Here is a 12,834-nt window from a genome sequence, read left to right on the forward strand (position 1 = left end):
GGGGCGGCGGCGGGGCGGAGGCCGGACTGCGGCCGAGCACGACGCCGTGCGCGGCGCCCGGACCGGACGCGCCACCGCGCAGTGCGGCCGGAGGAGGCGGCGGCGGGGCCGACGCCGGGTTGCGGCCGAGCCCGGCCTGCGGCGGCGCAGTCGGCGCCGGGGCAGCGGGAGCCGGGGCAGCGGGCGGACCGCCCAGGCCGGGCGGGCCGCCGGGCGCGGCGAGCACGGTCGGCGTGTGATCCACCGGCGCGGCCGGCTGCGGGGCGGCGGCGGGCGGGGCCAGGACGGTCGGCGTCTGCTCCACCCCGCCGGGCGGCCCGGACGGCGCACCCGGCAGGCCCATCAGCCCCGGCACGGCGTCCGGCGACGCGAGCAGCGTCGGCGCCGGCTCGACGGCCGCGGGCGGCACGGGCGCGGGCGGCGGGACGGCGGCGGGCGGCGGGACCGGCGGCATGCCGTAGCCGCCCTCCGGCGGCATCAGCACGGTCGCGGCCTCGGCCCCCGCCGGCGCGGGCGCGTCGGGCAGGTCGGAGCCGGTGGTCCGCAGCCCCTCGGGCATCAGGACGGTGGCCGCCTCGGCCCCGGGCGACGGCACCGGCACCGGCACGGGGGCCGGGGCCTGCGGCGGAACGGCGAAACCAGCAGGACCGGCAGGACCGGCCGGCACGGCGGGCGCGGCAGCGACCGGCGCGGGCGGCTCGGCCACCGGAGCCGTCGGAGCAGCCGGCGCCGGAGCAGCGGCAGCCGGAGCCCCCTGGCCCCCCAGCCGCTCCGCCTCCGCCGCGATCGCCGCGGCCCCCGCCTCCTGCAGCCACTGCGGCGGGCTGAGCAGGAAGGACGTCGCCTCGACCGGCCCGGGCGCGGGCTTCGCCGCCCCCGCCGGGTTGGCCGCGACCGGCCGCCCGTACGCCTCCTCGTACTGCCGGACCACCTCGTTGACGGGCAGCGCGGGCCAGAGCGTGGTCGCGCCGGAGTCCCGGGCGATCACCAGTCGCGCCTCGCCGGCCGACCCGTCCCCCGCACCCGACGGCCCCGCCGTCCCGTCCCCGGGTGCCACCGCCCAGCAGACGAAGCCCAGGTCGAACTCCCGGACCCGTACCTCGCGCTGCTGCGGCTGCGGCACCCCTCCGTTGATCCAATCCTCGGCGAGCTCCTGCGCCTGCGCGTACGTCACCACGCCCGGTTCACCCCTGTCCCCATCCTCGTCGTCCCCGCTCGCTCCACCGCCGCGGCCACGTCAGTCCACCGGGACGGCCCGGGCGAACCCGCCGTCCACCATCAGCTCCGCGACCGTCTCCAGTTCCGGCGGGCTGCCGGCCAGCCGCAGCAGGAACGCGTCGAAGTCCTCGCCGCAGGGCAGCAGCAGCCGGGCGCAGCGGTCCTCCGGGGCCTCCGGCGCGCCGGTGTCGCGGGCGTCGTCGTACAGGTGGAACCAGACCGAGCCGACCCCGTCGCCGCGCACCTTGAGCGCGACGATGCCGCCCTGCACGTAGGCGACGCCCAGGTAGTCCTTGGTGAGGTGGTCGCGCAGGCACTTGTTGGCGTACACGACGTCCTGGGTGCCGTACTCCTCGCTGAGGGTGAGGAAGGGCTGGTCGAGCAGCATGCCGAGCTCGGGGTCCAGCGCCACCCCGACCGGGGCGCGGCCGCCGCCCAGCTTGAGGAAGGTGCGGTAGGCGCCGGGCAGCCGGTAGCCGAGGCGCTCCTCGGCGCGCTGCACCAGGTCCTCGGGGACGCCGATCGGATCGCCGCCGTCCTTGGCCAGCGAGAAGTGCACGGGCCGGCGCTCCTGCAGCGGGCGGGTGCCGCGGCGGGTGTGGTCGGCGGCGGAGGTGGCCAGTCCGGCGTGGTGCCGCAGCAGCGCCTTGACCTCCACCGGGACGAGCTCCATCCGCCGCCAGCCGGGGGCGGCCCGGCCGACCGCGTGGTGCCAGGTCCAGCCGGGCGGGGTGGCGACGGCGGTGTCCAGGTCGGCCCAGAGCGGGTGGCCCTGGGTGAACAGCGCGGCGTTGGCCGACACGTAGTCGGTCAGCCGCAGCTCGTCCACGCCGAAGCCGTCCGGCGGGTCGGCGACCTCGGCCGCGGCGGCGGCGTACGAGCCGAAGTCCGGGTAGCCGTACTCGTCCACCCGGACCCCGGCGGGGTGTCGCTCCGCGCGGACCGGGTCCGGGAACTGCACCACCTGACCTGCGTACGCCGCGTTCGGTGCGGCGGCGACGCCGGGCCGACCTGTCGTCATCTGGGAGCCCCCACTGGCTGCTGCAAATTCTCGAAGCGCTTGCTGGACACCAGCGTAGGGGGTCGTCTCCGGGCCCGGGCCCCCGCCCGGGAGAAGGGGAATCGTCAGAGCCGCTGCCCGAGCGCCCCGGCCAGCACCCCGGCGATCCTGGTCTGCTGCGCCTCGGTGAGGTGCGGGTGCAGCGGCAGGCTGAGCAGTTCGCGGGCGGCCCGTTCGGCGACCGGGAACGTCCCCGCGCGGTGGCCGAGGTGACGGAACGCGGGCTGGAGGTGGACCGGGACGGGGTAGTGCACCCCGGCGCCGATCCCGGCGGCGCGCAGCGCGGCGAGGACGGCGTCGCGGTCCCGGCCGGGGCCGATCCGCACCGCGTACAGGTGCCAGACGTGCTCGTTGCCGGGCGCGGTGCGCGGCAGGGTCAGTCCGTCGAGGCCGCCGAGCAGGGCGTCGTAGCGGGCGGCGGCGGCCCGGCGGGCGGCGTTCCAGGCGGGCAGCCGGCGCAGCTTGGCCCGCAGCACGACGGCCTGCAGCGCGTCCATCCGGGAGTTGAAGCCGAACCGCTCGTGCCGGTACTTCTCGCGCGCGCCGTGGTCGCCGATCAGCCGGACGGCGGCGGCGAGTTCGTCGTCGTCGGTGAGCACCGCCCCGGCGTCGCCGTAGCCGCCGAGGTTCTTGCCCGGGTAGAAGCTGGTGGCCGCGATCCGCCCGTAGCCGGTGCGCCCGTGCTGCCGGGCGCCCTGGGACTGCGCCGCGTCCTCCACCACCGGCCGTCCGTCGGCCAGTTCCAGCAGCGGCCCCATCGGGGCGAGCTGGCCGTTCAGGTGGACGGGCAGCAGCGCGACCGCGCCGGGCAGCACCCCGGCGGCCCGCTCGGGGTCGATCAGCAGGTGCGCCGGGTCGGCATCGACCAGCACCGGGCGCAGCCCGGCCCGCTGCACGGCCTCGGCGGTGGCGACGAAGGTGTTGGCGGGCAGCACGACGCCGCCGCCGGGCGGCAGGTCGAGGGCGCGCAGGGCGAGTTCGAGGGCGTCGGTGCCGTTGCCGGCGCCCACGCAGTGCCGGGCGCCGGTGAAGTCGGCGTACTCCCGCTCGAAGCCGTCCACTTCGGGGCCCTTGACGTAGCCGCCGGAGGCGAGCACCCGGTCGAAGCCGGCCCGGACCTCGGCCGCGACCTCGGCGTGCGCGGCCGCCAGGTCGACCAGCGGGATCGGGTCGGCCGGCGGAATGCCGGCCGGCGGGATCGGTTCGACCAGCGGGATCGGTTCGACCAGCGGGATCGGTTCGACCGGCGGGATGTCGGCGCTCACCGGGCGGCCGCCCGGTCCCCGGACCCCACCGGGACGGTGGCGCCGCCGAGTTCGAGACTGAGCGAGGCCGCCTCCAGCAGCTGGAGCACCCGCACCCCGGCGCGGCCGTCGGTGAGCGGGGCCCGGCCCTCGGTGATCGCGGCGGCGAACTCGGCCATCACGTTGCGCAGCGCCTCCTGCTCGACCAGCGCGGGCGCGACCATCTCGCCGACCCGGTAGGAGATCAGCGCCCGGTGCCGGATCGCGTCGGTCAGCTGGTCGGGCGGGGTGAGGTCGACGCCGCGGTCGTGCACGGCCAGCCGGGCCTGCGGGTTGAGGTCGTCCCAGACCAGGGTGCGCCGGGAGCCGCCGATCAGCGTGGTGCGGACCTTCGTCGGGGAGAGCCAGTTGACGTGGCAGTGGGCCAGCGCGCCGTTGCTCAGCCGGACCGTCAGGTACGCCACGCAGGCCCGGCCGGCGCCGATCGGGTCGGCGCCCTGGGCGGACACCCCGACCGGTTCGACGCCGGGCGGCAGCACGAAGTCGAGGATCGACAGGTCGTGCGGGGCGAGGTCCCACAGCACGTCCACGTCGGGCTGCACCAGGCCGAGGTTGATCCGCACCGAGTCGAAGAACTGGATGTCGCCGATCTCGCCGCCGTGCACCAGCTCGCGGATCCGGCGCACCACCGGGGTGTAGCAGAAGGTGTGGTCGCACATCAGCACCAGCCCGCTGCGCTCGGCCAGGTCGACCAGTTCGGCGGCCTCGGCGGCGGAGGTGGTGATCGGCTTCTCCACCAGCACGTGCTTGCCGGCCTCCAGGGCGGCCCGCACCAGCCGGTAGTGCGCGGCCGCGGGCGTGGCCACCGCGACCGCCCCGACCCGATCGTCGTCGAGCACCCGCCGGTAGGAGCCGGTCGCCCGGACGGTGCTGTACTCCCCCAGCACGGTACGGGCCTTGGCCTCGTCCAGGTCGCACAGCCAGTGCAGCCGCAGCGCCGGGGTGTCCTGCGCGTTGCGGACCAGCTTCGGGCCCCAGTAGCCGGCCCCGACCACGGCGAGGCCCACCGGGCGTTCCGGCGCCGGCCGGGGCGGTTCGCCCGGCGTGGGCACGTGCCCGCCGGGCGCCTGGTTGGCGGCCTGCGCGTCCCAGGCTCCCGAGCGCTGCCGTGGTCCGTTCCGACCGGGCTGCTCCGACGTCATCCACGAGCCCCTTCGCTCCGCCGCCGGGGCGGGCGCGGGCCCACCCCGGCGGCCCCAACGTCCGGCGCGGGCACCGGGTCCGGCCCCGTCCGCGCGTCCGCGGACGGTCGGCCGGATCCCCTTCGGCCTCGCTGCCGGAACGGTACCGGCCGTGCCGCCGGCCCGGGGGTGGTTTCGGGAAATCGGCGGACAAGTCGTGACGACGGTGTGCGGATCCGGCCCCGGTCCGGCGAGGATCGGGTGACGGCCCGGCCGGTCCCGCACGGTCGTTCGTCCGCCCTCGCACCCCGGTTGTGCGGATGTCGGTGTCGTTTGACAGGCTTGCCCCGGACCGTCCCACCGGTCCTTCCGTCAGCGGGAACAGAGGAGGAGGACGACGCATGACCACCGGTGAGCCCGCGGGCCCGCCCGTGCTGCGCCACCACCGCGACAGCCTGCTGCCCGCCGTCGCCGCCGCGCTGTCGCTCAAGGGCGGCGAGGTGCACACCCTGGCCGGGGACAAGGACGCCCGACGGCCGGTCCTGCACCCGTTGGTCGGCGAGTTCCTGGACACGCTGCCCGTCGAGGCGCGCGAGCGGTTCACCGGCCGCTGCCCGGAGGCCGTCCTGCTCTCCCAGCACCTGGCCGCGGTCGACGGCCGGCGCTCCAAGCGCGCCGCCCGCAAGCCGATGACCCTGCACGAGGCCCGCAAGGCGCTGAAGGGCGCGCGGATGACGACCGTTCGCATCCGGGAGGAGGGCGATCCGGCGCACGGCACCCACGCCCCGCCGTGCCGTTCCTGCGCGCCGATGCTGGAGCACTTCACCGTGCAGAGCGTCGCCGTCGGGCCGCCCGCGCGCTGACCGCGCCCTCGTACGCCCCCTGTCCCCGAGCCCTGGAGTCCGCCCTGAACCCGCCCAGCCCGCCCCCGCCACCGCCGGCCACCCTGTCCGCCGCCCCCGCCGGGCGGGCCCGCCCGCGCTTCCCCGCCGACGTCGCCGCCGAGCTCAAGGCGGCCGGCTGGCACCCCGGCCGCTGGCAGATACGGCAGGCCGAGGAGTGGGCCGACGCCCTGGTCGGGTACGGCGGGCCGTCCGGCCTGCGGCACGCGGTGTTCCCGGCGGCGGTGGAGGCCTGGGCCGAGTTCGGCGGCCTCGCCTTCGACCTGGCCGGACCGGGCCGCCAGCTGGCCCGCACCCCGTTCCTGATCGACCCGCTGTGCGGGCTGCACCAGCCGCGCACCCTGCTCGACCTCGGCCGCGCCCTGGGCACCCAGCTCGCCCCGCTCGGCGAGGAGGCGTACGGGCAGGCGCTGCTGGCCGTCGACGAGGAGGGCCGGGTCTACAGCCTGGACCACACCGGCGAGTGGTTCCTCGGGCACGGCATCGACCAGGCCGTCACCACCCTGGTCCTGGGCACCGCCCCGGAGCGGCTGCGCACCGCCGACGGGACCTGACGGCGCCCCGGCGGTCCCGGGGCGCTCCGCCGACGCGCGCCCGGGGCTGACCGCCGGGCCGGGCCCGGCGGCGCGTCACCGCAGCCGTTCGGCCCGGACCGCCAGCCGGGACGGCAGCACCGCCTCGACCCGGAACCCGCCGTCCGCCTCCGGCCCGGAGGAGAAGGTGCCGCCCAGCGCGATCACCCGCTCCCGCATCCCGACCAGCCCGTTGCCGCCGCTGGGCAGCTTCGCCGCGCCCCCGCCGCCGCCCGGGCAGGCGTTCACCACGCTCACCCGCACCCCGTTGGGCGCGTACGCGAGCAGGACGGACACCTGTGCGCCGCCCGCGTGCTTGTGGGCGTTGGTCAGACCCTCCTGGACGACCCGGTAGGCGGTCTGCTCGGCCTCGCCGGTGAACTCCTGCCGGCTGCCGCTGACGGTCAGCGTCACCGCCATGCCGGCCGCCCGGGACTGGTCGACCAGCCGGGGCAGCCCGGCCAGCGAGTCCGGCTCCGGCTGGCGCTCGTCGTCCATCCGCAGCACGCCCAGGATCTCCCGCAGCTCGTTCAGCGCCTGCCGCCCGACCTCGCCCATCAGCTTGGCGCTCTGCGCGGCCTTCTCCGGGTCCTTGGCGACGATCCGCTCCAGCGCCCCGGCGTGCACCACCATCAGGGACACCCGGTGCGCCACCACGTCGTGCATCTCCCGGGCGATCCGGGTGCGCTCCTCCAGCCGGGCCCGGCGGGCGCGCTCCTGGGCCTGCTCGGCCAGCAGGTCCAGTTCGGTCTCCAGGCCGTGCGCGCGGTCCTTGAGCGAGTCGATCAGCCGCCGCCGCGCGCCCACGTACAGTCCGGTGACCACCGGCGGGACGGTCAGGCCGACGGAGACCAGCACCGAGATCAGCACCTGGCCCCAGAGCGGCGGCTGCTCCACCGCCGTGTCGCCGGGCGTCAGCATCGACACCATCATCACGGCGACGGTCTCGGCGAAGGCCAGTGCGGACAGCGCCACCACCCGCCAGCGCCGGGTGGGCCACTCCCAGGTCGCCGCCAGCGTGTACAGCGACACCACCAGCAGCACGACGCCGAGCATCCCCGGCATCGCCACCAGGGTCACCAGCACCGGTACGGCCGGCCAGCGGCGGCGCAGCACCAGCGACCCGCCCGCCACCACGCCGAGCAGCGAGATGCCGGCCAGCCCGGCGGCGCCCAGGTGCACCCGGCCGAAGAGGAAGGCGATCGTGCTGAGCGCGCACTCCAGCGCGGCGAGCACCGCCAGCCCGATGTCCAGGAAGGCGCTGCGCGGCCGCTCCCACCACCAGAACGACCGGACCGGCGCGCGCTCCCCAGGCGACTTGCTCATGGCCGACAGCCTAAGCGGCAACCCCCTCCCCTCCCCACCGGGATTGCCCCCGACACCTCGCCGGACCTCCAAGTGGTCCAGACCACATGCGGCCAGCGGCGTCACTGTCCGCCATCCGGCCACCTCGCGGACAGCGACCGCCCCGACACCTATGCTGGTCGCGTCGGACAGCGCGGTCCGCACGCGTCACACCCGCCACACGCGGGCGGACCTGTGACGATGAGCCGTTGCCGAACCCCACCACCACAGGGAGCCAGCCGTGACCGCTCCGGTCCCCACCCCGGCGGACAGCCCCAATGTCCACGCCACCGGCCCAGTTGCCGACAACACGGCCCTGCGGGCGGACATCCGCCGCCTCGGCGACCTGCTCGGCGAGACGCTCGTCCGCCAGGAAGGCCCCCAGCTGCTGGGCCTGGTCGAACAGGTCCGCCTGCTCAGCCGCACCGACGGCGAGGCCACCGCCGAACTCCTCTCCGACATCGACCTGGACACCGCCGCCAAGCTGGTCCGGGCCTTCTCCACCTACTTCCACCTCGCCAACGTCACCGAACAGGTGCACCGCGGCCGCGAGTTCGCCACCCGCCGCGCCCGGGAGGGCTCGCTGCTCGCCCAGACCGCCGACCAGCTCGCCGAGGCGGACCCCAAGCACCTCGAGAACACCCTGGCCCACCTCGCGGTCCGCCCGGTCTTCACCGCCCACCCCACCGAGGCCGCCCGCCGCAGCGTCCTCAACAAGCTGCGCCGCATCGGCGAACTCCTCGACCGCATCCACCGCGAGGAGATCGCGGCCGGCCTCTCCCAGGCCGACCCGGCCCGCACCAGCAGCGCCCGCCGCCAGGCCGACCGCCGCCTCGCCGAGGTCATCGACCTGCTCTGGCAGACCGACGAGCTGCGCATCGCCCGCCCCGAGCCCACCGACGAGGCCCGCAACGCCGTCTACTACCTGGACGAGCTCTACCGCGACGCCGTCCCCCAGGTCCTGGAGGAGCTGCACGAGGAGCTCGGCCGGGTCGGCCTGACCCTGCCCGACGGCGTCCGCCCGCTCACCTTCGGCACCTGGATCGGCGGCGACCGCGACGGCAACCCCAACGTGACCCCGCAGGTCACCTGGGACGTCCTCAACCTCCAGCACGAGTACGGCATCAAGGACGCCCTGGCCGCCGTCGACGACCTGCGCAGCACCCTCTCCACCTCCGAGCGGCTGGCCGGCGCCTCGGTCGAACTGCTCGCGTCGCTCAACACCGACCTGCACCAGCTCCCCGAGCTCAGCCCCCGCTACAAGCGGATGAACGCCGAGGAGCCCTACCGCCTCAAGGCCACCTGCGTCCGGCTCAAGCTGGAGAACACCCGCGAGCGGCTCGCCCAGGGCACCCCACACGTCGCGGGCCGCGACTACCTCGGCACCCGCGAGCTGATCACCGACCTGCGGCTCATCCAGGACTCCCTGCGCTCCCACCGCGGCGAGCTGATCGCCGACGGCCGCCTCGCCCGCGCCATCCGCACCATCGAGGCCTTCGGCCTCCAGCTCGCCACCATGGACGTCCGCGAGCACGCCGAGGCCCACCACCACGCCCTCGGCCAGCTCTTCGACCGCCTCGGCGAGGAGGCCTGGCGCTACGCCGACATGCCCCGCGAGTACCGGCAGAAGCTGCTCGCCAAGGAGCTCCGCTCGCGCCGCCCGCTCGCCCCCACCCCGGCCCCGCTGGACGCCGCCGGCACCAAGACCCTCGGCGTCTTCAACACCATCCGCGAGGGCTTCGAGCGCTTCGGCGACGAGATCGTCGAGAGCTACATCATCTCCATGTGCCAGGGCGCCGACGACGTCTTCGCCGCCACCGTCCTGGCCCGCGAGGCCGGCCTGATCGACCTGCACGGCGGCATCGCCAAGATCGGCATCGTGCCGCTGCTGGAGACCACCGAGGAACTCCAGAAGGCCGACCTCATCCTCGACGAGATGCTGTCCGACCCCTCCTACCGGCTGCTCGTCTCGCTGCGCGGCGACGTCCAGGAGGTCATGCTCGGCTACTCCGACTCCTCCAAGTTCGGCGGCATCACCACCTCCCAGTGGGAGATCCACCGCGCCCAGCGCCGGCTGCGCGACGTCGCCCACCGCTACGGCATCCGGCTGCGCCTGTTCCACGGCCGCGGCGGCACCGTCGGCCGCGGCGGCGGCCCCTCCCACGAGGCCATCCTGGCCCAGCCCTGGGGCACCCTGGAGGGCGAGATCAAGGTCACCGAGCAGGGCGAGGTCATCTCCGACAAGTACCTGCTCCCCTCCCTCGCCCGGGAGAACCTGGAGCTGACCATCTCCGCCACCCTCTCCGCCTCCGCGCTGCACACCGCCCCGCGCCAGGCCCCCGAGGAACTGGCCCGCTGGGACGCCGCGATGGACCAGGTCTCCGCGGCCGCCCACACCGCCTACCGCGCCCTGGTCGAGCAGGACGACCTGCCGAAGTACTTCTTCGCCGCCACCCCGGTCGACCAGCTCGCCTCGCTGCACCTGGGCTCCCGCCCGTCCCGCCGCCCCGACTCCGGCGCCGGCCTCGACGGCCTGCGGGCCATCCCGTGGGTCTTCGGCTGGACCCAGTCCCGCCAGATCGTCCCCGGCTGGTACGGCGTCGGCTCCGGCCTCGCCGCCGCCCGCGCGGCCGGCCTCGGCGGCGTGCTCGACGAGATGCACGGCCAGTGGCACTTCTTCCGCAACTTCCTGTCCAACGTCGCCATGACGCTGGCCAAGACCGACCTGCGGATCGCCCGCCACTACGTCGAGCAGCTGGTGCCCGCCGACCTGCACCACGTCTTCGACCAGATCGTCGCCGAGCACGACCTCACCCTGCGCGAGGTGCTCCGGCTCACCGGCGAGGGCGAACTGCTGGAGCACAACCCGGTGCTCAAGCAGACCTTCACCGTCCGCGACGCCTACCTCGACCCGATCTCCTACCTCCAGGTCGCGCTGCTGCGCCGCCAGCGCGAGGAGGTCGCCACCGGCCGCCACGAGGACCCGCTGCGCGCCCGCGCGCTGCTGCTGACCGTCAACGGCATCGCCGCCGGCCTGCGCAACACCGGCTGACGCCACCGCGCGTACGGGACGGGGCCGCCGTCCGCCCTCCGGGGTGGGCGGCGGCCCCGTCCCGTACCGGAAGGGCTCGGGGCACGCGAAAGGGCCGGTGCCCGTGGGCACCGGCCCGGTGTCGTGTCAGCGCGCGGGCGGCCAGGTCCCGCACCCGGCCTACTCGCCCGGCTCGCCCGCGCGCCGGCGCTTCAGCCACAGCGCGGCGCCGCCGGCCGCGACCACCAGGCCGCCGCCGACCGCCAGCAGCCCGGCGTCCGTGCCCATCGATTCACCGAGCAGCGGCCCGAACTGCGCCGCCGCGGGATCCGCGGAGACGCCCGGATCCGGCTCGGCCACCGCGTCCGCGTGCGCCACCGCGCCGCCCGAGAGCAGCACCCCGGCCGCCCCCAGCGCACCGGCCGTGCCGACCCGCCGTCCGAACTGCTTCAGTCGGACCACCCGGAGCCGCCGCAGTCGGCGGACCGGACGAAAACCCCGCATCGAGAACTCCCCAGGACTCGTTCGCGTACCAGGCCGACGCTATCCGATCCCGCACAGGGTTCTCACACGGATTCAGGTTTGGACCGTCAAGCGTTGTACGACTGTTGCGTAACACCACTCCCGGACTTGATGGAGCGTCAGGAGTTGTAGGTGCCCTGCGCCCGCTCCAGCCCCTCGGACAGCAGCGCCTCCACCGCGTCCGCCGAGCGGTCCACGAACCACTCCAGTTCCTTGCGCTCGGCGCCGGAGAAGTCCTTCAGCACGAAGTCCGCGACCTCCATCCGGCCCGGCGGCCGGCCGATCCCGCACCGCACCCGGTAGTAGTCCGGGCCCAGCGACTTGGTGATCGACTTCAGCCCGTTGTGGCCGTTGTCCCCGCCGCCCAGCTTGAGGCGCAGCGCCGCGTAGTCGATGTCCAGCTCGTCGTGGACGGCGACCAGCGCCGAGGCCGGCGCCTTGTAGAAGTCCCGCAGCGCCGTCACCGGGCCGCCGGAGAGGTTCATGAACGACATCGGCTTGGCCAGCACCACCCGGCGGCCGGACAGCCGCCCTTCGGCCACCTGCGCCCGGCTCTTGTGCGCCTTGAACTTCGCGCCCATCCGCTGCGCCAGCAGGTCCACCACCATGAACCCGATGTTGTGCCGGTTCCGGGCGTACTGCTCGCCCGGGTTGCCCAGCCCCACCACCAGCCAGGGGCCCTCGTACTCGTCCGCCATGCCCTCTCTCCTCCTGTGCGCGCTCTACGTCATCTTCCCGGACACACCGCTGCCCCGGCCGCTCCGAGGGGAGCGACCGGGGCAGCGGTCACAGCTGGTGGGGCGAGGCTCAGGCCTCGGTGCCCTCGGCCTCGGCGGCCTCGTCCTCGGCCGGGGCGGCCTGGGCGCCGATGACCTGCAGCACGACGGCGTCGGCGTCGACGGCCAGGGTGACGCCGGCCGGCAGGGCGATGTCCTTGGCGAGGACGGAGGCACCGGACTCCAGGCCCTCGACCGAGACGGTGACCGACTCGGGCAGGTGGGTGGCCTCGGCCTCGATCGGCAGCGCGTTCAGGACGTGCTCCAGCAGGTTGCCGCCGGGGGCCAGCTCGCCCTCGGTGAGGACCGGGATCTCGACGGTGACCTTCTCGCCGCGCTTGACCAGCAGCAGGTCGACGTGCTCGATGGTGCGCTTGATGGCCTCGCGCTGCACGGCCTTGGGCAGCACGTACTCGTCCTTGCCCTCGATCGGCACGACCAGCAGGGCGTTCGGGGTCTTGAGCGCCATCATCAGGTCGTGGCTCGGCAGGTTCAGGTGAACCGGGGCGTGGCCGTGGCCGTAGACGACACCGGGGACGAAGCCGGCACGGCGGGCGCGACGGGCGGCACCCTTGCCGAACTCGGAACGGGTCTCAGCGGCGATGCGGATCTCGGACACGACTGCACTCCTCGGGAAGACTGGCGCGGGGGTGCAGGCAACGCGAAAAACCGCCGGGGCCACACCCTCAGTACGTTCGGGGGTCACTCGGCGGTAACGGCCTCTGCCGACGGACGGAAATCCGGCACCGGCAGCGCGTCGATCACGGAGCGGGCACCCGGCAAGCAGGCGCACGGCATCCCTCGCCGAGCAGTTTCACGAGTCTAACCGCATGAACGGTCTCCCGTGAAATCGGCGGCGGCCCCGACGTCTTCGCGCACTACTCCAACATCAACTCCACCGGCTTCCGTGAGCTCCAGGAAGGCCAGAAGGTGAAGTTCGACGTCACGCAGGGCCAGAAGGGCCCGCAGGCGGAGAACATCACC

10 protein-coding genes and 2 pseudogenes are annotated in these 12,834 nt (G+C 75.1%); 4 read left to right on the forward strand and 8 right to left on the reverse strand.

The window, feature by feature from the left end; all coding sequences use genetic code 11:
• From ACFVTF_RS38295 to ACFVTF_RS38310, 4 genes and pseudogenes are all read right to left on the reverse strand, one after another.
• Positions 1-1,177, reverse strand: a pseudogene (locus tag ACFVTF_RS38295) (hypothetical protein); the annotation flags it as partial.
• A 60-nt stretch (positions 1,178-1,237) separates the two neighbouring features.
• Positions 1,238-2,239, reverse strand: a complete 1,002-nt coding sequence (locus ACFVTF_RS38300; protein ID WP_387818853.1) for an SMI1/KNR4 family protein — start codon at positions 2,237-2,239, stop codon at positions 1,238-1,240.
• Positions 2,240-2,343: 104 nt separating this feature from the next.
• The gene (locus ACFVTF_RS38305; protein ID WP_387818854.1) at positions 2,344-3,543 is read right to left on the reverse strand and encodes a DegT/DnrJ/EryC1/StrS family aminotransferase; all 1,200 of its coding nucleotides are present in this window, start codon (positions 3,541-3,543) and stop codon (positions 2,344-2,346) included.
• Positions 3,540-4,724, reverse strand: a complete 1,185-nt coding sequence (locus ACFVTF_RS38310; RefSeq protein WP_387818855.1) for a Gfo/Idh/MocA family protein — start codon at positions 4,722-4,724, stop codon at positions 3,540-3,542. The genes ACFVTF_RS38305 and ACFVTF_RS38310 overlap by 4 nt, the downstream gene beginning before the upstream one ends.
• A gap of 380 nt (positions 4,725-5,104) precedes the next feature.
• Here ACFVTF_RS38310 and ACFVTF_RS38315 point away from each other — a divergent pair, with 380 nt between their 5' ends.
• On the forward strand, positions 5,105-5,566 hold the full coding sequence (locus tag ACFVTF_RS38315; RefSeq protein ID WP_387818856.1) for a YwqJ-related putative deaminase: 462 nt from the start codon (positions 5,105-5,107) through the stop codon (positions 5,564-5,566).
• Positions 5,567-5,649: 83 nt separating this feature from the next.
• The gene (locus ACFVTF_RS38320) at positions 5,650-6,159 is read left to right on the forward strand and encodes an SUKH-3 domain-containing protein (RefSeq protein ID WP_371522700.1); all 510 of its coding nucleotides are present in this window, start codon (positions 5,650-5,652) and stop codon (positions 6,157-6,159) included.
• Positions 6,160-6,234: 75 nt separating this feature from the next.
• On the opposite strand, the gene ACFVTF_RS38325 is transcribed toward ACFVTF_RS38320, so the two are convergent.
• Positions 6,235-7,503 carry a sensor histidine kinase gene (locus ACFVTF_RS38325; RefSeq protein WP_387818857.1) on the reverse strand — a complete coding sequence of 423 codons (1,269 nt, stop codon included), beginning with the start codon at positions 7,501-7,503 and terminating at the stop codon, positions 6,235-6,237.
• Between the two features lie 334 nt (positions 7,504-7,837).
• Here ACFVTF_RS38325 and ppc point away from each other — a divergent pair, with 334 nt between their 5' ends.
• Entirely contained in the window at positions 7,838-10,573 is a 2,736-nt protein-coding gene (gene ppc, locus ACFVTF_RS38330; protein ID WP_387818858.1) for a phosphoenolpyruvate carboxylase, read from the forward strand.
• A 159-nt stretch (positions 10,574-10,732) separates the two neighbouring features.
• Here the strand turns inward: ppc and ACFVTF_RS38335 are convergent, their stop codons facing one another.
• The 3 genes from ACFVTF_RS38335 to ACFVTF_RS38345 form a co-directional block, all read right to left on the reverse strand.
• Positions 10,733-11,056, reverse strand: a complete 324-nt coding sequence (locus tag ACFVTF_RS38335) for a hypothetical protein (RefSeq protein WP_371517362.1) — start codon at positions 11,054-11,056, stop codon at positions 10,733-10,735.
• A 137-nt stretch (positions 11,057-11,193) separates the two neighbouring features.
• On the reverse strand, positions 11,194-11,772 hold the full coding sequence (gene pth, locus ACFVTF_RS38340) for an aminoacyl-tRNA hydrolase (RefSeq protein WP_063348046.1): 579 nt from the start codon (positions 11,770-11,772) through the stop codon (positions 11,194-11,196).
• Positions 11,773-11,881: 109 nt separating this feature from the next.
• A complete protein-coding gene (locus ACFVTF_RS38345) occupies positions 11,882-12,469 on the reverse strand; it encodes a 50S ribosomal protein L25/general stress protein Ctc (protein ID WP_363619228.1) in 588 nt (195 codons plus the stop codon).
• Positions 12,470-12,702: 233 nt separating this feature from the next.
• Here ACFVTF_RS38345 and ACFVTF_RS38350 point away from each other — a divergent pair.
• Positions 12,703-12,834: pseudogene (locus ACFVTF_RS38350) on the forward strand (cold shock domain-containing protein); the annotation flags it as partial.

Origin of the sequence: Kitasatospora sp. NPDC057940 (assembly GCF_042887425.1) — a bacterium.
Classification (GTDB): domain Bacteria; phylum Actinomycetota; class Actinomycetes; order Streptomycetales; family Streptomycetaceae; genus Kitasatospora.